Source organism: Janthinobacterium sp. SUN118 (genome assembly GCF_030397695.1).
GTDB lineage: Bacteria > Pseudomonadota > Gammaproteobacteria > Burkholderiales > Burkholderiaceae_D > Janthinobacterium.
Window position 1 is genome coordinate 81,754 of sequence record NZ_JAPUBV010000007.1, and the last position, 20,707, is coordinate 102,460.

Consider the following 20,707-nt stretch of genomic DNA (forward strand, 5'->3'; position numbering starts at 1 on the left):
ATAACAAACAACTATTGAAAGGTCGGCCTTGCTTGCCAGGGCGGCCCAAAGATTAGCACTAATTGCCGCGCTTGCGCAGTTTTTTGCCGGCCGTCCGCCGGGCTAGACGACGATGGCGCTGCCGTGCAGCAGCTCCTGGTGGCGCGCATTCAGGGCCGCCACGGCATCCTTGCCGCGCGCCATGCCGGTGGCGTGGATTTCGACTTCTTGTGTGTAACGCTGGCTGACGTGGATCGTGTAGGACTGGAACAGCCAGCTCCAGAAGTTGGTTTCATACACGGCTTCATCCATGTCGCGCCATTTGACGCCCGTCAGTTTCTTCTTCCACGGCAAGATGCCGGACGCCAGCCACACGCCCGCCTCGTCGTAGTACAGCTGGTAGCTGCGGGTCGTCAGCAGGCGGTAGCCGACGATCAGGGCCGAACCGATCAGCACGACGAGGGCGGCGCGCGTGTTGTACTTGAAGGCCAGCGGCAGGGCGGCGAAAAACAGCAGCACGGCCATGATGAAGGTGCCGGCATAGGCCGTCCAGGATTTGCCGCACAAGAAGGTGGCGCGCTGGCCGGCGCTGGTGGCGATATAGTCGGTCATGGCATGGGATCAAAACAGGGAAAAACGATCATCGCATGGAACGCGGCTTCCCCGTTCATTTTTTCAAGCCTTCCTGCAGCATGCCCAGCATGTCGCTGGCCGACATGCGCGCAGCCGCGTCGCTGCCTTCCAGCAGACTGTCGGCCAGGTCGCGCTTGTGCTGGTGCAACTCGACGATGCCTTCCTCGATCGTGTGCTTGGCCACCAGGCGGTAAATGGTGACGGGACGCAATTGCCCCATGCGGTGGGCGCGGTCCGAGGCCTGGTCTTCCACGGCCGGGTTCCACCACGGGTCCATGTGGATCACGTAATCGGCCGCCGTCAGGTTGATGCCCATGCCGCCCGCTTTCAGGCTGATCAGGAAAACATCGCCCTCGCCCGCCTGGAAGGCGTCGACGCGGCGCTTGCGTTCTTGCATGGGCGTGGCGCCATCAAGGTACTGGTAGGCCACGCCATGCTGCTCCAGGTGCTGGCGGATCAGGGTCAAATGGTCGACGAACTGGCTGAAGACAAGCACCTTGTGGCGGTTTTCCAGCAAGCCCGACAACAATTGCGCGAACGCGGCCAGCTTGCTGCTGGCCAGGCCCAGCTCGGGCGCCACCAGCTGCGGATTGCAGCAGGCGCGGCGCAGCTTCATGATCTCGGCCAGGATCTGGATGGCTTTCTTCGATGCCGGCCCTTCCACCATGGCCAGCTTTTCCAGCGCTTCGCGGCGCAGCGATTCGTACAGTGCCGTTTCCGGCGGCGACAGCTGCACTTCCAGCACGATTTCCGTGCGTGACGGCAATTCCGACAGCACTTGTGTCTTCGTGCGGCGCAGGATGAACGGCGCGATCAGGCGGCGCAGGCGCAGGCGCGCGCCGGCCGCCGCCCGCTTGTCCTGGTCTTTCTCGATGGGACCGGCAAAGCGCAGGTTGAACTGGTCGAGCGTGCCCAGCAAGCCCGGATTGATGAAGCGGAACAGATTCCACAATTCGCCCAGGTGGTTTTCCAGCGGCGTGCCGCTGGCCACCATGCGGAAGTCGCCCTGCAGCGCCATCACGGCTTGCGAGCGCTTGGTGGCGCCATTCTTGATCGCTTGCGCCTCGTCGAGCACGATCGTATGCCAGCGCACGCCCGCGAACATGGCTGCTTCCTGCTGCAGCAAGCCATAGCTGGCCACCACCACGTCGAACGGCTGCAAGGTGTCCAGCATGTCGGCGCGGTCGCCCGTACCGAACAGCTTCACCTTCAAGGTGGGCGCGAAACGCTGCGCTTCGCTGATCCAGTTCATGCACACGGACGTGGGCGCGACCACCAGGGTGGGGCCGTGCGGCGCGCGCGCCAGGATCAGGGCCAGCGCCTGCAAGGTTTTGCCCAGGCCCATGTCATCGGCCAGGCAGGCACCTACGCCCCAGTGCGCCAGGCGCGCCAGCCATTCGTAGCCGGCCAGCTGGTAGTCGCGCAAGTCCGCCTGCAGGGTGCTGGGCAGCTGCGGCTGATGATCGTCGAGCGCGCGCAGGCGCAGCAAGTGTTCGCGCCACAATTTGTCGGCCTGCACGCCGCCCGCATCGGTGGCCAGTTCTTCCAGCGCGAAGGCGGCCAGCGGGTGGACGTGCACGCCATCGGCATGCGCCTCGCCATACGCGGCCAGTTCCGACAGGCGGCGGTGCAATTCGTCGCTGAGGGCGAGGAACTGGTTGTCGCCGAGGGCCACGAAGCGGCTTTTATTGTGCTGCATCAAGTCCAGCAGGGCGCGCAGGTCCATGACCTTGTCTTCGTCGATCTGCACTTCGCCGCTGGCGGCAAACCAGTCTTTTTCACTTTTGATCTTCAGGCGCATCTGGCCGCTGTCGATGCGTTTCGACACGCGCATGGTTTCGCCTTCGGGCCAGGCCAGCACGATGTTGGCGGGATCGAGCACCTGCAATTCCACCAGCAGCTGCAAGCCCAGGGCAGGCTGGCCCAGCAGCCACTCGCCATGCTCTTCTTCCGCCTCTTCCAGCACCAGGCAGCGCCCGATGAGCTGGCGCTGCGCCTCGCGCTCCGCGTTCAGGTCGCGCCGCGCCTGCACGGCCCGGCCCGCCACATCGGCAAACACGCTCTCGGCGCCGCTGCCGGGCGCGTAATAGGCGCCGTTGTCGAGCAGCGGGCGCACGAGGATCTGCATTTTCAGGCCCTGCTGGTAGGGCAGCAGGTGCACGTGCAGGCGGTGGTCGGCCGTGATCGCCTGCGCGTCGCCCGCGCCGCCGCCGATATCGGATTGCACGGTGACCATCGAGGAGATGGCGCTGATGGCCTGCATGACCTGTTTTTCCGCATGCAGGGGCACGGACAGGCCCAGCCCCACGATGGCGCCGATGCGCCGGTGCTCGTCGAGGATGTGCACGACGCGCAGGCGCGTCGGCGTCTCGCGCTGCACCACGACATGGCTGCCGCTGTCGGGCAGCGGCGGCTGCATGCCCAGCCACAGCTGCCCCTCGTGCGACTTGATGAGGAGCTCGGGCGCGCCGGCGATCAGTTCCACGCGCGTGTCGGGGTGGTCGAGCCAGAACACGAGCGGGTGGCCCACCAGCAGCACGGCGGCCTTGTCCAGCTCGATTTCATAGCGCGGCGCCGACGAATAATACTGTTTGAATGGCGCGATGCTGCCGGCCGCGCGCGCGTCCTGCGGCGTGAGGAAATCGATGTCGCCCGCCTCTTCGGCCAGGCGCTTCAGGCCCATGGCGCGGCCCTTGCTCCAGCCGCCGCGCGCGTCGCGTTTCTGCTCGCGCACTTCCACGGCCGTCAAGCCGAAGCGCGGGTCGAACGCCACCAGCCACACGAGGCGCGAGACGCCGCCCGGCGCTTCGGCGGGGGCATTCTGCTGCAGGTTGATCAGGGCGCTCAGCTGGCGCTGCCAAGCTTCCTGGCGCTCGAACCACGGCGCCATATCCGTCAAGCCATGTTGCGCGCGCTTGCCCGTCGCATAGCGTTCCTGTTCCGGCTCGCTCATCAAGCCCAGCAGACCGGCCGCCTGTGCCGCGATCAGGTCGTAGCCGGCCGCGTCCGCCTGCTGCACCAGCAGGCGCAGCTGGGGTTTGCGTTCGCTCAATTGCGGTAGCGCCAGCCAGTAATACAGCAAGCCCTGGAACAGCTGCGCCTGCAAGCCCGTTTCCCAGTTGCGCGCGGGAATCGCTTCGGCCTGCAGCACGCCGGCGCGCACCAGGCGCAAGGTATTGAGTTGCTGGTAGACGATGCTGTCGTGGTTCGGCTGCGCGTGCAGGGCGATGTCGAGATAACTTTCCGCGTTTTTGAGCAGCTTGGCGTCGTTGCCACGCAGCAGTGCCAGCACATACAGGTGGCCGCCGATGCCCGTAAAGCACAGCTTGCGCTTGCCCGCTTCCTTGCGCAGCCCCTTCAAGGCCGTCTCGAAGCCCGCCACGGCGTGCGCGAGTTCGCCGCGCAACAGGGCGATGCTGCTGTCGATAAACAGCACCTGCGGGCCCTGCTGGCCCGCCAGGTAGCGCGCAGCCGTGTCGAGTTCGCCGCACAGCAGGGCATCCTCGGCCAGGGCCAGCGGCAGGGCGGCGCCGATGTGGTCGCCGGCGGCCGCCTGGCGCGCGTGGTGCTCACGCGCATAGCCGCGGATGGCGCGCGCCGTGGCCGGCTCGCGCGGCGCATTGCCCAGCAGCACGGCCAGTATGTCATCCTGCAATTGCGGCATGACGAAGGACAGCATCTCCGGCTCGAACGGGCGGCCGAAGATTTCGATCAGCGGATGCAGCTGCTGCGCTTCGTAGCAAGCCATGCAGGCGGCCAGGACGGCGGCCACGTGGCGCACCTCGTCGTTGCGCAACAGGGCGATGCGCAGGCGCGCCACGCCCTGGCGGTAGCTGCGCAGCTCCACATAGCCATCCCAGTTGCGGCGCACGGGATTGATCAGCTCGATCGCCTGGCACAGGTCGCGGAACACCAGGTGCTCGATGGCCGCGCGCATGGCGGGCCAGCGCAATTTCGCTTCGCAGGCAAAGCCGCGCCCGACGATCTCGGACGCCAGCGCCAGGCGCGTCAGCCGCTGCAGCATGGCCGTCACGACGGGCAGGGAAAACGGCGTGCCGTCCGGTTCGACCACATTGGCGCGCTGCAAGTGTTCGTAGACGGCATGCTTGCCGACCGGTTCGCCCGCGATCGCCAGCAGGGCCAGGATCATCTGTTCGTGCTGTTCCAGTGCAGCGAACTCGTCCAGCAGATGTTGGTCTACATGCTGCTCGGTCATGCGGGCAAGTTGGCGATCTGCACGGGCGCATCGCCGGCCGGCACGGGCAGGCCGAACACGCGCTGGTAGAAATACAGTTCCGCATCCAGCGTGCGCACGATGTTTTCCGCCTTGCGGAAGCCGTGGCCCTCGCCTTCGAGCGGCACATACGCGACCGGCACGCCACGCGCCTGCAGGGCGTCGACCATCAGCTGCGACTGCTGCGGCGGCACCACCTTGTCATCGAGGCCCTGGAAGAAAATCATCGGGCGCGACAATTTATCCGTGTGGTGGATGGGCGAGCGCGCGCGGTACAGGGCCTCGGCCTGCGGCTGCGAGGCGATCAGGTAATCGTTGTAGTGCGATTCGAACTTGTGCGAATCGAGATCCAGGCCTTTCAGGTCGGATACGCCGTAATAGCTGGCGCCGGCCTTGAAGACGTCATGGAAGGTCAGCGCGCACAGGGTCGTCAGGCCGCCGGCGCTGCCGCCGCGGATGATCAGGCGCTCGGGGTCGGCCAGGCCGTGGGCGGCCAGGTAGCGCGCGCCGGCGATGCAGTCTTCCACATCGACGATGCCCCATTGCCCGCGCAGCGCGTCGCGGTATTCGCGGCCGAAACCGCTGCTGCCGCCATAGTTGACGTCGAGCACGCCGATGCCGCGGCTGGTCCAGTACTGGGTCGCCAGCTTCAGGGTATTGCTGGCCATGCTGGTAGGGCCGCCATGGCTGATGACGATGACGGGAGGCAACGTTCCATCGGGCGCTAGCGCGTCGCTGTTGGTGGGCGCATAGAAGAAGGCGTGGGCCGTGCGATCATTGCTGCTCGGAAAGCTCAAGCTGCGCGGCACGGACAGGTAGCCGAGCGCGGGTAATTGCGCGATCGATTGCGCCAGCACTTCCAGCTCGTGGTTCGACAGGTCGATGCGCGCCAGTTCCAGCGCAATCGTGGGGCTGCCGCCCAGCAGCGCGACAAAGCCGGGGCCGACGCGCAGTTCGCGGATTTCCTGGTACGGGTGCGGTATCGGCTCGAGCTTGGCCGCGGCCACGTTCAATTGCGCCAGGTAGCTGATGCCGGCCTGGATATACGTGCAGACGATCTCGTCGGCGGACAGGAAGCCGTACATGCTGCCGCCGAAGGTCCAGTGCGGCGTGGCAAATTCCGCTTCCATCGGGCATAGCGCCTCGATGTCGGCGCCGTGCAGGCGGTACAGGTTCCACCAGCCGCTGCTGTCGGAAACGAAGTGCAGCAAGCCGTTCGGCGACCATTCTGGCTGGCAAATCGATTCGCGCGCGCCGCCGGCGATCAGGCGCGGCGAACCGAGGCTGCCGTCCGCATGCACGTCGGCCAGCCACAGTTCCGTGCCTTGCCACGGCAGGCGCGGGTGGTCCCAGCTGATCCAGGCCAGCTGGCTGCCGTCCGGCGACAGGCGCGGCGCCGCATAGAAATCGTGGCCGCGCGCCAGCACCGTTTCACTGCCGTCGAAGCCGATGGCGGCCAGGCTGTTTTCCGGGTGGGCATGGCCCTCTTCCGGATGCTGCTCGCGCACGGCGATCAGGCGCGCGCGGGCCGCATCGACGACGAAGTCCGCGTAGCGCGTATTGCCTCCCGCGCTGAAGGCTTCCGCGGCGCCATCGGCGGCGACGCGGTACAGGCGGTTATCGGCGAAATGCGAGAAATACACGGTATCGCCAGCGACGGCATACGCGCCGCCGCCGTATTCATGCACGCGCGTGCGCACGTTGAACGGCGCCGGCGTCAATTCATCGACACGCGCGCCGCGCTGGCGCAGCAGGGTGTTGCGGCCCGCTTCGCTGGCGCGGCCGGCCAGCCAGAAGACATCGCCGCCATCGGCGCCCCCCAGGGCCAGCTGCGTCAGCGGCGAGGCGCCGGCCGCGACGATGGCGGCGCTGATCGGCGATGGCCAGGTGCCATAAGGGGTGCTGGATGCGGTTGAGGTCATGCGGGCTCCGTGTGTGGTGGGATCAAGGGCCGCCAGGCAGGGTCAGGGCGCGTGGCAGCGTACATCATCATAATGGAAGGGCAGGCACAACGAAAGCGCTGCCGTGCATGGCAAATGCTGCAAAGCGGCACTGGAATCAATGAAATGGCGGCGATTGGGTGCGATAATACCGCTTCTCCAAGCTCGATTGCCTGCCATGCCACAATTTGCTCCGCTTCAGAATGATACTTTCCTGCGCGCGCTGCTGCGCCAGCCAACCGAGCACACGCCTGTCTGGCTGATGCGCCAGGCGGGCCGCTATCTGCCCGAATACCGCGCCACGCGCGAGCGGGCCGGCTCCTTCCTGGGCCTGGCAAAGAATCCCGATTACGCCACGGAAGTGACCCTGCAGCCCCTGGAGCGCTTCCCGCTCGACGCGGCCATCCTGTTTTCCGACATCCTGACGGTGCCCGACGCCATGGGCCTGGGCCTGTATTTCGCCGATGGCGAAGGACCGAAGTTCGAGCGCCCGCTGCGCACGGAACAGGATGTGATGGCCCTGCAAGTGCCGGACCTCGATACGCTCGACTATGTCTTCAAGGCCGTCACGCAGATCCGCACGGAATTGAACGGCCGCGTGCCGCTGATCGGCTTTTCCGGCAGCCCGTGGACCCTGGCGTGCTACATGGTGGAAGGCGGCGGCTCGAAAGAGTTTCACACCATCAAGAAGATGCTGTACAACCGCCCGGAACTGATGCACCACATCCTGGCCATCAACGCCACGTCCGTGGCGCAATACCTGAATGCGCAAATTGATGCCGGCGCGCAAGCCGTGATGATTTTCGATTCCTGGGGCGGTGCGCTGGCCGATGGCGCTTACCAGGAATTTTCGCTGGCCTACATGCAGCAAGTGGTGGCGCAACTGAAGCGCGACAAGGATGGCGTCAAGATCCCTGCCATCGTGTTTACCAAGGGCGGCGGCCAGTGGATCGAGCAGATCGCCGACATCGGCGCCGACGCCGTGGGACTGGACTGGACCGTCAACCTGACGCGCGCGCGCCAGCTGGTGGGCCACAAAGTGGGCTTGCAGGGCAATCTCGACCCCGCCATCCTGTTCGCCAGCCCCGAGCAGATCCGCGCCGAAGTGGCGAAAGTGCTCAACGCGTTTGGCGCGCCATCGGCAGGCACGGGCCACGTGTTCAACCTGGGCCACGGCATTTCGCAGTTTACGCCGCCGGAATCCGTGGCAGCCATGGTGGAAGCCGTGCACAGCATGAGCCGCGCCATGCGCAGCGGCCAGTAAATAGTTAATCAATAACGTCATCAGCGGCGCCCTGGGGCGCCTGGCATGGCAAAAAGGCGGGTTTCCCACAGGAAGCCTGCCTTTTTTCATGGCTGTCGCCCCTGGGGCAATACCGACTTATGCACAATTTTTTTTACTGCGGAAATAAAAGGCAGTCGAAAAGCCTAGCCCGGGAGATGACTGCAAGTATTTGATTTTTAAGAAATAAAAATTTCAGGTATTAACGATCCTTGCCACAATGAGCAAGGTTGTTCTTCTGGCCGGCAGGCTTATAAGTTCATTGTCCACAAAGTTATCAACAGATTCTGTGGATAAAATTGAAAAGTAATTTGTTAACGGGCACTTAGCGCGCATGTTCAGGTTTCACCTGAAGTGTATGTTGCACTGCATGATATTTAAACAATTTTCTGCCGCGGCGTGGCCGCATTCGCGGGCCTTGCCCGGCAAGCGGCCATTTTGCCAGTGAAAATGTCGAAATCCTTGATTGGCGTCATGCAAAATACATGGATGCTCATGCAAAAAAATTCACAAATGGTTCAGTTATGCACAGAGGGCGGAAAAGTCGCTTGGTTTTTTTCCCTCCGGGGCAGTGATTTTTAAGTGATTGATTTTAAACGATTAAATTTTCTTTCGTGCCCCCTTGACGAGGGTCAAAATTTTCTATCCACATTATTCTGGAAGTTAATTTTGCTTTGTCCACAAAGTTATCCACAGAATTTTCTTCAGGGCAGGTGAGGGCGTCCGCCTGCTCGTGCCGCCCCCCGTTAGGCGTTTGACGGGCGAAACAAGTATCATGGCCGGCTGGCGCCATGCCTGACCTCACGCATCGCCGCACGGCATGCTTTTTTATTAAGATAGGCCATCCCACCCATGCCGCAGTGCATCTTGAAAGTCGCGCTCGACACGCCCCTGAACGCCCTGTTCGACTACCGCTGGCAGGCGGCGGCCGACGCTGACGCGGCATTGCCGCAGGTGGGGCAGCTGGCGCTGGTGCCGTTCGGCCGGCGTGAAGTGATGGGGTTGATCGTCGGCGTGTCCGACAGCACCGACGTGCCCGACGCGAAATTGAAGGAGGTGCTGGCCGTGCGCAGCCAGCTGGCGCCGCTGTCGGCACAGTGGCTGGCGCTGGCCGCCTTTGCCGCCGATTACTACCAGCGTCCGCTGGGCGAAGTGGCGCTGCCGGGCTTGCCGAAGAATTTGCGCGTGCTGACGACGGTGGCGCTCGACCGCGCCATCAAGAAGCTGGCCAAGCTGGCCGACGCGCATGACGGCACGCCGCTGAACATGCCGGCGCTCAATCCGGCGCAGCAGGAAGCGGCCGACGCCATCGGCGGCGCCCAGGGTTTTCAACCGACCCTGCTGTATGGCGTGACGGGCAGCGGCAAGACGGAAGTGTATCTGCAGGCGTGCGCCCAGGTGCTGGCGCGCGACGAGGCGGCGCAAATCCTGATCCTGGTGCCGGAAATCAACCTCACGCCCCAGCTCGAAGGCAATATCCGCGCGCGCTTTCCTGGCGTCATGCTGGCCACCCTGCACAGCAGCCTGTCCGAAGGCGAGCGCATGCTGCACTGGCTGGCCGCCCACCAGGGCCAGGCGCGCATCGTGCTCGGCACGCGCCTGGCCATCCTGGCGTCCTTGCCGCAGCTCAAGCTGATCGTCATCGACGAGGAGCACGACCCGTCCTACAAGCAGCAGGAAGGCTTGCGCTATTCGGCGCGCGACCTGGCCGTGTGGCGCGCCTGGCAATTGCAGATTCCCATCGTGCTCGGTTCGGCCACGCCGTCGCTGGAAAGCTGGCACCATGCGCAGACGGGGCGCTACCGCAAGCTGGAATTGCGCGAGCGGGCCGTCAAGAATGCCGTCTTGCCGCGCGTCAAGATACTCGACATGGAGCGCGACAAGCCGAAAGATGGCTTGACGTCGCACCTGGTGGCGGCATTGAAGCTGCGCATGGAGCGCGGCGAGCAGTCGCTGCTGTTCCTGAACCGGCGCGGCTATTCTCCCGTCATCTGCTGCGAATCGTGCGGCTGGATCAGCAATTGCACGCGTTGCACCTCGTTCATGGTGCTGCACAAGCCCGAGCACCGCTTGCGCTGCCATCATTGCAGCCTGGAATTGCGCATCCCCCGTCACTGTCCTACCTGCGGCAACGTCGACTTGCAGCCGCTGGGACGCGGCACGCAACGCGTGGAAGAAGGCTTGCAGCAATTGTTTCCCGAGGCGCGCATCCTGCGCATCGACGCCGATTCCACGCGCAAGAAGGGCAGCGCGCAGGAAGCGTTCGATGCCGTGCACCGCGGTGAAGTGGATATCCTGATCGGCACGCAGATGGTGGCCAAGGGCCACGACTTCAAGAAACTGACGCTGGTCGGCATATTGAATCCGGACACGGCCCTGTTTTCCCAGGATTACCGTGCCAGCGAGCGGTTGTTCGCCCAGCTGATGCAGGTGGCGGGCCGGGCCGGACGGGCGGCGCAGACGGAGGGCGGCAGCGTTTCCGAAGTGCTGATCCAGACGCGCTATGCGCGCCATCCGCTGTACGACGCCGTCGTCAACCACGATTACGACCATTTCGCCACCACCCTGCTGGAAGAGCGGGCCCAGGCGGCGCTGCCGCCGTACCTGTTCCAGGCCCTGCTGCGCGCGGAAGCGCCCGAGCTGGCCACGGCCATCGAATTCCTGCAGGCGGCCAAGGAATGCATGGAGCACCCGCAGGTCACCATCAATGATCCGATTCCCATGAGCATGACGCGCGTCTACAACGTCGACCGCGCCCAGCTGCTGCTGGAGTCCCCCTCGCGGCCCGCCCTGCAAGCGTTTTTAAAAGAATGGCTGGGGGAATTGCGCGCCATGAAGACGCGCGTGAAATGGTCGCTGGAAGTGGACCCGCTGGATATCTGATTTAACTGAGGTAATCGCGGCCGGCGCGCACGATCTGTTCCGACAGCAGCTTGGTAAATGGCGTGTCCAGGGTCCATGCATGCCAGCTCAGCGGCACGTCCAGGGTGCGCCCCGGCATCAGGTCCACCAGGCGGTCGGCCAGCAAGGCTTGCGCGGCCAGGCGCTGCGGCACCAGGCCGTAGGCCAGGCTGTCCTGGATGCAGGCGCGGCGCGCCGTTTCCACCGGCAAGCTGTGGTGCGGAAACGGTGCGCGCAGCTGTAATTGTTCGGCCAGGAAACGTGCCAGCAGACCGTGCTGGCCCACCACGGCCGGCGCCAGCTGCACCGCCTCGCTGCTGAAACCATCGCCAAACCAGTGGCCCGCAAACACGGGCGTGGCCACGCAGACATAGCGCAAGGTGCCCAGCGGCGTCACGCTGGTGGCGGCGGACGCATCGGGCGCGACGCCGGACTCGGCCGCCACGCAGCCGAAGACGGAACCATCGCGCACCAGTTGCAAGGCGGCATCGCTGTCGGCCAGGCGCACGTCGAGCTGGCAGCGCGGCGGCGCCAGCAGGGCGGGCAAGGTGTCGGGGAACCACGTGGCCAGGCTGTCGGCATCGATGGCGATGGCGATTTCCGGCATGCTGACGCTATTGCCCAGGTCGATATCGAGCGACGCTTCCATCAGCTTGACGTTGCGGTGATGCACGATCAGGCGCTGGCCCAGCCCTGTCGGCACGGCTGGCTGGCCCCGGATGATCAGCAGGCGTCCGCTGGCGTCTTCCAGCGCCTTGATGCGCTGCGAGACGGCCGACTGGGTGATGCCCAGGGCCAGGGCTGCCTTGTCGAAACTGCCGTGGCTGGCCACGGCGTCCAGCACGGCCAGCGCGCGATAATCGAGTGATCCCATTAGCTGTACTTATAAATTCTAAAAATGATTAGTTATACTAATGCATATATTGCTGCAAAGTAAAACCTTATTTTCAGCAAACGGGTAGTATCGAATGCTGTGAGCAACCTGAAACGGGATGGACAGCAGCATGAAAACACTACGGGTGGATGTGGCCGTGATCGGCAGCGGCACGGCCGGCATGACGGCGCACAAGGCGGCGCGCATGCAAGGCAAGCGCGTGCTGATGATAGAAAGCGGGCCCTACGGCACGACGTGCGCGCGCGTGGGCTGCATGCCCAGCAAACTGCTGATCGCGGCGGCCGAGGCGGCCCATGCGGTGGTTGCCGCGCCCGGCTTCGGCGTGCATCCTGGGCCCGTGCGCATCGACGGCCAGCAAGTGATGGCCAGGGTGCGCAGCGAGCGCGACCGCTTTGTCGGCTTCGTGCTCGATGGCGTCAACGCCATTGCCGACGAGGAAAAATTGCGCGGCCATGCGCGCTTCATCGCGCCGGGCAAGCTGCAGGTCGATGAACATACCCTGGTCGAAGCGGCCAGCGTGGTGATCGCCACCGGTTCCACGCCCATCGTGCCGCCCGAGTGGCAGGCGGCGGGCGAGCGCGTCATCACCAGCGACGCCGTGTTCGAATGGACGGACTTGCCGCAGTCGGTGGCCGTCGTCGGCAGCGGCGTCATCGGCCTGGAACTGGGCCAGGCGCTGGCCCGCCTGGGCGTGCGCGTGACCCTGTTTGCGCGCGGCACCAAGGTGGCGCAGCTGACCGACCCGCTCGTGCTGCAGGAGGCGGGCGCCGTGCTGGCGCGCGAGCTCGACATCCGCTTTCAGACCAGCGTTGCCCACGTGGCAAAAACGACCGATGGGGCCGGCATCCTGCTGACCAGCCGCGATGGCGCCGGCCAGGAAAAAACCGAGCAGTTCGAGTATGTGCTGGCCGCCATCGGCCGCCGTCCGAATGTCGACCGGATCGGCCTGGAAACGGCGCAGATCGCCCTCGACCGCCATGGCATCCCCGTGTACGACAAGCACACCATGCAATGCGGCAAGAGCGCCATCTTCATCGCGGGCGATGCCGACAATGCATTGCCGCTGCTGCCCGAGGCGGCCGACGAGGGCCGCATCGCCGGCGACAATGCGGCGCGCTTTCCGCACGTCAAACCGGGCTTGCGCCGCACGCCGCTGACGATCGCCTTCACGGAACCGCAGGTCGCCACGGTGGGCGCCACCTACCAGCAATTGTGCGCGAGCCACGCGGGCCGCTTCGCCGTCGGCGCCGTGTCGTTCGGCAACCAGGGCCGCAGCCGCGTGATGCTGCAAAACCAGGGTGTGCTGCGCGTGTATGCGGAATTCGGCAGCAAGCGCTTTCTCGGCGCCGAGCTGATCGGCCCACGCGCGGAACACCTGGGCCATCTGCTGGCCTGGGCGTGCCAGGCGCAGCTGACGGTGCCGGCCATGCTCGACATGCCGTTCTACCACCCCGTCATCGAGGAAGGCGTGCGCACCGCCTTGCGCGAACTGGCGCTGCACCTGGAAAAGGACCCGGAACATGCGCCCGGCTGCGCCGATTGCTCGCCTGGCGTGTGAGGGAAATGTGTTGCAACTTTGCGATTTATATAATTATGTAGACAGGCACACATGATTGCGCGATCATCGCTGCCACATTGAAACATTGATTAAAAGCAAAAAACATTTCAAATGGTTCATGCCAACGATGCCTGGGTGGTACAACTGGCAGTGGCAGCGATGACACGGAGACGATGTGACAATTCGGCGCATACATGCGGGGGAACTGGCGCTGGGCCTGTCCCTGCCCTGGGACGTGCACGGCGAGGCGGGCGGCTTGCTGGCCAAGGTAGGCCATGTGATCCGCAGCGAGCACCAGATCGAGCTGCTGCTGGCGCGCGGCATGATCGCCGATGCCAGCGATGACGAGAGGCGCCCTGGCACGGAGGCGCCGTCGGCCCTGCGCATGCTGAACCGGGCCACGTCCGGCCTGGCGCTGGTCTTGCCGGCCATCGTCGCCGGGCAAGTTATAGCACAGGATCAACTGGCGCCGCTGGCGCAACTGGTGGAAGAGGCCGTCGCGCTCGACGCCGACGTGGCCCTGGCCTGCATCCTGCACAACCAAGGCGCGGGCGATTTCGCCGTGCGCCACAGCGTCGACACGGCCGTCATCGCGACCATGCTGGCGCGGGCCCTGAAACTCGATGACGCCGCCTTGCGCAGCGTGGTGCTGGCCGCGCTGAGCATGAATGTGGGCATGCTGGCGCGCCACGCGCATTTCCAGCACAAGGCGGATCCGCTGGATGCGCAGGAGCGCGCCTACATCCGTGCCCATCCGCAAGCGGGCGTGGACTTGCTGCGCGCGGCCGGCGTGACGGATCCCGCCTGGCTGCAAGCCGTGCTGCAGCACCATGAAAATGTCGATGGCAGCGGTTATCCGCTGGGCGCCACGGGCGCCGAGATTGGCGTGGGCGCCCGGCTGATCATGCTGGCCGACCGCTATTGCGCGCGCGTGTCGCGGCGCAGCTACCGCAAGCCGCTGTTGCCGAACGTGGCCCTGCGCGAGATGCTGATGGCGGAAAAAGCCACGCTGGACGCGCCACTGGCCTCGCTGCTGGTGCGCGAGCTGGGCATTTACCCGATCGGCACCTTCGTGAAACTGTTGAATGGGGAAATCGGCGTCGTCACGCGCAAGGGCTTGAGCGCGGCCACGCCGCATGTGCAGTCGCTGATCGGACCGCGTGGCGCGCGCCTGGATGTGCCGCTGCGGCGCGACACGCGCGTGGACTTGCACGCCATCCGCGAAGTGCTCAGCGCGGAGCAGGCGGGATTGCAGTTCCGCCCGGACCAGCTATGGGGCCGCAGCGCCAGGGTGTAGAGCGCCTGGAAGACGCCCATGGCGTTGTGCATTGCCTCGTCGTACTTGCGTACTGCCTTCGGCAAGGCGCCTGGCGCTGAACGTTTCCAGACGTATCCAGACGTATATAGCCTATTTAATTGAGCAGCACGCCGTCCAGCCGGCCCTCGGCCGCCAGCTCGCGCATGACGCGCACCGTGTCGATATCCGATTCCTTGTAGGCGGAACGGCGGAATTCGTCGTACATGGCGTTGGCCGCGTCGGTGGCCGCATCGTGGCCGTCGTCGTACTGGAAGCGCACCCACAGGCTGATCTCGTCGGGCATCTCGATGGTCATCACGAGCGAGGACTTGCTGATATCTTTTTGCGCCGCCACTTCATAGCGCACCTGCATCTGCGGCACCAGCACCACCCTGTCGTTGATCACCAGCTCGCCGTAGCGCAGGCTGCGCGCGAAACCGTTCTCGCTGCGTTCGCTGATCTGGCATTCGTCGAGGTGCGGCACGAACAGTTTCGGCGATTCGGCACGCAAGACGAGGCCGCGCCATACTTGTTCCAGGGACAAGGTGTCGATCAGGGGATTGAGTGGATCGTTGATTTCAATCAGGTGTTCAAATTTCATAGGACAGCCATTCGGTAAGGGGCGCGCACGGGCGATATAGGCGGAATGGTACTCCAGGCGTGGCAACGCCGCACGCCTTCCATGTGCCAAAATGGCGTCAAATGGCGATATATCAATGCCATTGCCTGTTTTTCAGGCATGCGCCAGCGTGCAAAAGGCGGGCGCGACGCTGTTACAATGGGCCGCTGTTCCCTCCGGAAATACCCTGATGTCCAAAGCGCCACAATTCGGTCTGAATGCCCCCCAAAGCGAAGCGGTGACCTACCTCGACGGCCCTTGCCTCGTGCTGGCCGGCGCCGGTTCGGGCAAGACGCGCGTGATCACGCAAAAGATCGCCCACCTGATCGAAGACCGGGGCTACGACCCGCGCACCATCGCCGCGTTGACGTTCACCAACAAGGCGGCGCTGGAAATGCAGGAGCGCATCGCCAAGCTGTTGAAACAGCCGCGCCAGGCCAAGCAGTTGACGGTGTCGACCTTCCACTCGCTGGGCGTGAAAATCCTGCGCCAGGAAGCCAATGGCGTGGGGCTGAAAGACCGCTTTTCCATCATGGACAGCGACGATTGTTTTTCCCTCGTGCAAGATCTTGCCATTACCACAGATAAACAGGTGATACGCGGCATCCAGAACGCCATGTCGCTGTGGAAAAACGGCCTGATCGATCCGGACATGGCGCTGGCGCAAGCCAAGGATGAAGACGAGGCGAATGCGGCGCGCATCTACCGCAGCTATGTGGCGACCCTGTCCGCCTACCAGGCCGTCGATTTCGACGATCTGATCCGCCTGCCCGTGGAATTGTTCCGCAACAATGGCCCCGTGCGCGACAAGTGGCAGCGCCGTTTGCGCTACCTGCTCGTCGACGAATACCAGGACACGAACACGTGCCAGTACGAACTGGTGAAACTGATGGTGACGGGCATCGGCAAGAAGCCGATGTTTACGGCCGTGGGCGACGACGACCAGGCCATTTATGCGTGGCGTGGCGCCACCGTGGAAAACCTGAAGACGCTGGAAACGGATTTCCCCGATTTGCGCGTCATCAAGCTCGAGCAGAATTACCGCTCCACCATGCGCGTGCTGAACGCGGCCAATGCCGTCATCGGCAACAACCCGAAGCTGTTTGAAAAGTCGCTATGGTCCGAGCATGGCCTGGGCGAGCCGATCAAGGTGCTGGGCATGCAGACGGACGAGCAGGAGGCGGAGCAGGTCGCCATCATGATCTCGGCCGACCATTTCGAGCGAAAGAACAAATTTTCCGATTACGCGATCCTGTACCGCGGCAACCACCAGGCGCGCATCATCGAGCAGTGTCTGCGCAAGGAACGCATCCCGTACACGATCTCGGGCGGCCAGAGCTTCTTCGACAAGGCCGAGATCAAGGACATCATCAGCTACCTGCGCCTGCTGGCCAACGAAGACGACGATCCGGCCTTCATCCGCGCCGTGACGACGCCGCGCCGTGGCGTGGGCCAGTCGACGCTGGAGGTGCTGGGGGCGTTCTCGGGGCAGTGGCAGTGTTCGCTGTTCCAGGCCGTCTTCAAGGGCGGCATCGAGGCCAAGCTGACGGATCGCCAGCTGGGGCCGCTGCGCGACTTCTGCAACTTCATCAACGACCTCGAATCGCGCGCCAGCCGTCCCGGCGCGGCAGGCAGCGGCGACAACGCGGCCGAGGTGCTCGATGACATGATGAAGGAAATCCACTACGAATCGTATCTGTACGATGCCTTCGAGGAACGGCAAGCCCAAAGCAAGTGGCAGAACGTGCTGGAATTCGTCAACTGGCTCAAGGAACGGGGCCGGGGCGGCAAGGACCGCGACGGCGAAGAAAAGAACGTGCTGGAACTGACGCAGATGGTGGCCCTGATGACCATGCTCGAGGGCAAGGACGAGGAGCAGGATGCCGTGCGCATGTCCACCCTGCATGCATCGAAAGGGCTGGAGTTTCCGCACGTGTTCCTGGTCGGCGTGGAAGAGGGGATTTTGCCGCACAAGGGCGACGCCGATGCGCCGGCCGAGACCATTGCCGCGCGCATCCAGGAAGAGCGCCGTTTGATGTATGTGGGCATCACGCGCGCCCAGCGTACCTTGCACATTACCTGGTGCAAGAAGCGCAAGCGCGCCGGCGAGCAAGTGCATTGCGACCCGTCGCGCTTCATCAAGGAAATGCAACTCGACGTGGGCGACGCCGTGCCGACGGAGGCGGAAGTGATTTCGCCCAAGGAACGCCTGGCGCGCATGAAGGCGTTATTGGCCGCGCCGAAAGTTTAAATCGCGCTCACGCTTCCACGGCGCCGTCCGGCGTGGCCTTCGGCACGCTGGCCAGTATCACGGTGCCCAGATTGGTTTCGTGAAAATACACGCGCCAGCCGGGCCCGACCTGTCAAAAGCGCAGCTCGCATACGCTTTCCCCTACCGGCCGCCAGTCGTCCTTTTTACCGTGTTGCAAGTGCTTGATGCGCGCGTCGATGGCGGCCGCCGCCACGTCGTGCAGGGAATCTTCCCAGCGCCGGTACTCGGCCGTCTTGCGCGTATCGCTCAGCGTTGGTTCGGGTGGGGGGATGCAGTCATTGCAATCGTTTGTTCTCCTTCGTCAAGCGATTTGAGTCGGCCCAAACGAAAGAACAGGCAGCCATCGGGCCCCGTCCGACGACGAATGGAGGAGGTTTGTCCTGGTTCACGCCGTGGCGGCGGTAGAATGCCGCTTTCAGTGAGAAATGAGCGTGAGCACCATGGACAATGCAGAACAGACGGAAATACGTTTCGTCGATATCGAAATCAAGCTGGCGCAGCAGGAAGACCTGGTCGAATCGCTGAACCAGATGGTGTACCAGCAGGGCAAGCGCATCGACCAGCTCGAGGCCATGCTGCACAAGCTGGGCGAGCACGTGCGCGATGGGGCGCAGCAGGCGAATGGCGGGCTGGTCAACGAGCGTCCGCCGCATTACTAAATGGGTATCTTGATGTGGAGGGCATGAAAACCGTTCATCACCGGCTGGCGCGCTACCATCGGTAGTTGCTGGTGACGCAAGTGTTTCAGGCTGTTATTATTTCAGGCTGGCCCGCGACACAATCGCGGCTCTCTTGCGTTTCTTGAAAGAAGACATGACCCGTCCAACAATGCTCGTCATCGCCGCCAGCCTGATGCTGGCGCCAGCCGCCTTTGCCGCTACCGCCGCGCCAGCCACTGTTAAAGCCACAGCTACCGCTGCGGCCACGCTGCCCGCCTCGAACCCGTTTGCGCAAGCCAGCAGCCTGCCATTCAATTATCCGCCGTTCGACAAGGTGCAGGATGCCGACTACGCGCCCGCCTTTACGGCAGGCATGGCCGCCAACCTGGCGGAAATCGCGGCGATCGCCAACAACCCGAAAGCGGCCACCTTCGACAACACCATCGTCGCCATGGAACGCTCGGGCCAGCTGCTGGGCCGCGTGCGCACCGTGTTTTCCGTGATGTCCGGTTCGAACACGAATGACACGATCCAGGGCCTGGAACGCGAGCTGGCGCCGAAGATGGCGGCCCACAGCGATGCGATCATGCTCAACGACAAATTGTTCAAGCGCATCGACAGCCTGTACGCCAAGCGCGACAAGCTGGGCCTCGACGCGGAATCGAAACGCCTGCTCGAGCGCTACCACACGGACTTCGTGCGCGCCGGCGCCAAGCTGTCGGCGGCCGACAAGGAAAAGCTGCGCGCCTACAACGGCCAGCTGGCCGCCCTGTCGACCAAGTTCGCGCAGAATGTACTGAAGGAATTGAACGCGTCGGCCGTCGTTGTCGATACGCGCGAAGAGCTCGACGGCCTGTCGCCGGCCGCCATCGAAGTGGCCGCCGGCCTGGCCAAGAAGCGCGGCCTGGACGGCAAGTACGTGATCGCCCTCGTCAACACGACGGGCCAGGCGCCGCTGGCGCTGCTGACCAACCGCGCCTTGCGCGAACGCATCATGGCCGCCTCGCAAGCGCGCGGCAGCCGTGGCGGCGAGTTCGACAATACCCAGGAAGTGCTGGAACTGGCGAAGCTGCGCGCCGAACGTGCCGCGCTGATGGGTTACCCGAACTACGCTGCCTATTCGCTGGAAGACCAGACGGCGCACGACACGACCGCCGTGAACGCCTTGCTGGGCGAATTGGCGAAGCCGGCCGTCGTCAATGCGCGCCGTGAAGCGGACGATATCCAGAAGGTCATCGATGCGGACAAGGGCGGTTTCAAGGTCGCGGCCAGCGACTGGGCCTTCTATAGCGACAAGGTGCGCGCCGAACGCTACAACTTTGATGAAAATCAGCTGAAACCGTACTTTGAAATGCACAGCGTGCTGACCAAGGGCGTGTTCTTTGCCGCAGGTAAACTGTATGGCTTGACCTTCAAGCAGCGCACCGACTTGCCCGTCTACACGGCCGACATGCTGGTGTACGACGTCTTCAACGAAGACGGCACGCAGCTGGCCATCTTCACCCTGGATCCATACGCGCGCAGCAACAAGCGCGGCGGCGCCTGGGCGAACGCCTACGTGGGCCAGTCGAGCTTGCTCAATCGCAAACCCGTCATCGCGAATAACCTGAACATTCCAAAGCCGGAAGCGGGCCAGCCGACCCTGATGACGTTTGACGAAGTCAACACCATGTTCCACGAATTCGGCCATGCGCTGCACGGCATGTTCTCGAACGTGAAATACCCGCGCTTCGCCGGCACCAGCGTGCCACGCGACTTCGTCGAATACCCGTCGCAAGTCAATGAAATGTGGGCGCTGTGGCCGGAAGTGCTGCAAAACTACGCCAAGCACTATCAAACGGGCGCGGCCATCCCGGCCGAGCTGCTGGCGAAAGTGACGGCGGCCGACAATTTCAACCAGGGCTATAAAACCACGGAATACCTGGCATCGGCCCTGTTGGACCAGCGCTGGCACCAGCTGACCCCGGCACAGATCCCGACCGACGTGCTGGCGTTTGAAAAAACCGCCTTGAGCGACGCCGGCGTCGATTTCGCCCCGGCGCCGCCGCGCTACCGCACCACGTACTTCTCGCATGCGTTCGCGGGCGGCTACTCGGCCGGCTACTACGCCTACCTGTGGTCGGAAAAGCTCGATGCCGACACGGTCGAGTGGTTCAAGGAAAACGGCGGCCTGACGCGCAAGAACGGCGACTGGTTCCGCAGCAAACTGCTGTCGCGCGGCGGCAGCGCCGATGCGCTCGACATCTACCGCAACTTCCGCGGCCGCGATGCGAAGATCGAGCCGCTGCTGGAACGCCGTGGCCTGAACGGCAAGTAAAAGCCTTGTTCCCGGTGTCAAAGCCGGGTCAATGAAAATGGCTGCCAAGCGATTGGCGGCCATTTTTATTTGGTGCATCGCGGTGTATGCCGTGGTAAACCGTGCAATTGGTGTGATACAC

Annotated in this window: 12 protein-coding genes; 7 read left to right on the forward strand and 5 right to left on the reverse strand. The window is 63.9% G+C overall.

What is annotated here, in order from left to right; genetic code table 11:
* Positions 1-102 precede the first annotated feature (102 nt).
* From O0880_RS27275 to O0880_RS27285, 3 genes are read right to left on the reverse strand one after another with little or no spacing between them, the layout of a single operon-like run.
* Positions 103-591: a hypothetical protein gene (locus tag O0880_RS27275; protein ID WP_289889575.1), complete on the reverse strand. Its 489-nt coding sequence runs from the start codon at positions 589-591 to the stop codon at positions 103-105.
* 55 nt (positions 592-646) lie between these two features.
* A complete protein-coding gene (locus tag O0880_RS27280) occupies positions 647-4,828 on the reverse strand; it encodes a DEAD/DEAH box helicase (RefSeq protein WP_289889576.1) in 4,182 nt (1,393 codons plus the stop codon).
* On the reverse strand, positions 4,825-6,768 hold the full coding sequence (locus tag O0880_RS27285; RefSeq protein ID WP_289889577.1) for a S9 family peptidase: 1,944 nt from the start codon (positions 6,766-6,768) through the stop codon (positions 4,825-4,827). Before O0880_RS27285 ends, O0880_RS27280 begins: the two co-directional genes overlap by 4 nt.
* 196 nt (positions 6,769-6,964) lie before the next feature.
* Between O0880_RS27285 and hemE the strand changes: the two genes are divergently transcribed.
* Both hemE and O0880_RS27295 read left to right on the forward strand, forming a co-directional pair.
* Positions 6,965-8,050: a uroporphyrinogen decarboxylase gene (hemE, locus tag O0880_RS27290; protein WP_071326074.1), complete on the forward strand. Its 1,086-nt coding sequence runs from the start codon at positions 6,965-6,967 to the stop codon at positions 8,048-8,050.
* A gap of 870 nt (positions 8,051-8,920) precedes the next feature.
* Positions 8,921-10,951, forward strand: coding sequence for a primosomal protein N' (locus O0880_RS27295; protein WP_289889578.1), 2,031 nt, complete (start codon positions 8,921-8,923; stop codon positions 10,949-10,951).
* Between the two features lies 1 nt (position 10,952).
* Here O0880_RS27295 and O0880_RS27300 read toward each other — a convergent pair whose 3' ends face one another.
* Positions 10,953-11,843 carry an ArgP/LysG family DNA-binding transcriptional regulator gene (locus O0880_RS27300; RefSeq protein WP_289889580.1) on the reverse strand — a complete coding sequence of 297 codons (891 nt, stop codon included), beginning with the start codon at positions 11,841-11,843 and terminating at the stop codon, positions 10,953-10,955.
* A 130-nt stretch (positions 11,844-11,973) separates the two neighbouring features.
* Here O0880_RS27300 and O0880_RS27305 point away from each other — a divergent pair, with 130 nt between their 5' ends.
* Positions 11,974-13,422 carry a dihydrolipoyl dehydrogenase gene (locus O0880_RS27305; RefSeq protein ID WP_289889581.1) on the forward strand — a complete coding sequence of 483 codons (1,449 nt, stop codon included), beginning with the start codon at positions 11,974-11,976 and terminating at the stop codon, positions 13,420-13,422.
* A 175-nt stretch (positions 13,423-13,597) separates the two neighbouring features.
* A complete protein-coding gene (locus tag O0880_RS27310) occupies positions 13,598-14,719 on the forward strand; it encodes an HD domain-containing phosphohydrolase (RefSeq protein WP_289889583.1) in 1,122 nt (373 codons plus the stop codon).
* A 115-nt stretch (positions 14,720-14,834) separates the two neighbouring features.
* Here O0880_RS27310 and O0880_RS27315 read toward each other — a convergent pair whose 3' ends face one another.
* Positions 14,835-15,320 (reverse strand): SRPBCC family protein, encoded by a 486-nt coding sequence (locus tag O0880_RS27315; RefSeq protein WP_071326078.1) that lies wholly within the window; start codon positions 15,318-15,320, stop codon positions 14,835-14,837.
* Positions 15,321-15,528: 208 nt separating this feature from the next.
* Between O0880_RS27315 and O0880_RS27320 the strand changes: the two genes are divergently transcribed.
* The 3 genes from O0880_RS27320 (at position 15,529) to O0880_RS27330 (ending at position 20,586) form a co-directional block, all read left to right on the forward strand.
* Positions 15,529-17,589 (forward strand): UvrD-helicase domain-containing protein, encoded by a 2,061-nt coding sequence (locus tag O0880_RS27320; protein WP_071326079.1) that lies wholly within the window; start codon positions 15,529-15,531, stop codon positions 17,587-17,589.
* A 461-nt stretch (positions 17,590-18,050) separates the two neighbouring features.
* Positions 18,051-18,269 (forward strand): SlyX family protein, encoded by a 219-nt coding sequence (locus tag O0880_RS27325; RefSeq protein ID WP_071326794.1) that lies wholly within the window; start codon positions 18,051-18,053, stop codon positions 18,267-18,269.
* Positions 18,270-18,423: 154 nt separating this feature from the next.
* Positions 18,424-20,586, forward strand: a complete 2,163-nt coding sequence (locus tag O0880_RS27330; protein ID WP_289889587.1) for a M3 family metallopeptidase — start codon at positions 18,424-18,426, stop codon at positions 20,584-20,586.
* Positions 20,587-20,707 lie beyond the last annotated feature (121 nt).

Bases quoted from the DNA above. Each gene is read 5' to 3' on its own strand.
- O0880_RS27325 (WP_071326794.1), top strand. From the start codon at position 18,051: ATGGACAATGCAGAACAGACGGAAATACGTTTCGTCGATATCGAAATC.
- O0880_RS27300 (WP_289889580.1), bottom strand. From the start codon at position 11,843: ATGGGATCACTCGATTATCGCGCGCTGGCCGTGCTGGACGCCGTGGCC.
- O0880_RS27280 (WP_289889576.1), bottom strand. From the start codon at position 4,828: ATGACCGAGCAGCATGTAGACCAACATCTGCTGGACGAGTTCGCTGCA.
- O0880_RS27285 (WP_289889577.1), bottom strand. From the start codon at position 6,768: ATGACCTCAACCGCATCCAGCACCCCTTATGGCACCTGGCCATCGCCG.
- O0880_RS27315 (WP_071326078.1), bottom strand. From the start codon at position 15,320: ATGAAATTTGAACACCTGATTGAAATCAACGATCCACTCAATCCCCTG.
- O0880_RS27305 (WP_289889581.1), top strand. From the start codon at position 11,974: ATGAAAACACTACGGGTGGATGTGGCCGTGATCGGCAGCGGCACGGCC.
- O0880_RS27320 (WP_071326079.1), top strand. From the start codon at position 15,529: ATGTCCAAAGCGCCACAATTCGGTCTGAATGCCCCCCAAAGCGAAGCG.
- O0880_RS27275 (WP_289889575.1), bottom strand. From the start codon at position 591: ATGACCGACTATATCGCCACCAGCGCCGGCCAGCGCGCCACCTTCTTG.
- O0880_RS27295 (WP_289889578.1), top strand. From the start codon at position 8,921: ATGCCGCAGTGCATCTTGAAAGTCGCGCTCGACACGCCCCTGAACGCC.
- hemE (WP_071326074.1), top strand. From the start codon at position 6,965: ATGCCACAATTTGCTCCGCTTCAGAATGATACTTTCCTGCGCGCGCTG.
- O0880_RS27330 (WP_289889587.1), top strand. From the start codon at position 18,424: ATGACCCGTCCAACAATGCTCGTCATCGCCGCCAGCCTGATGCTGGCG.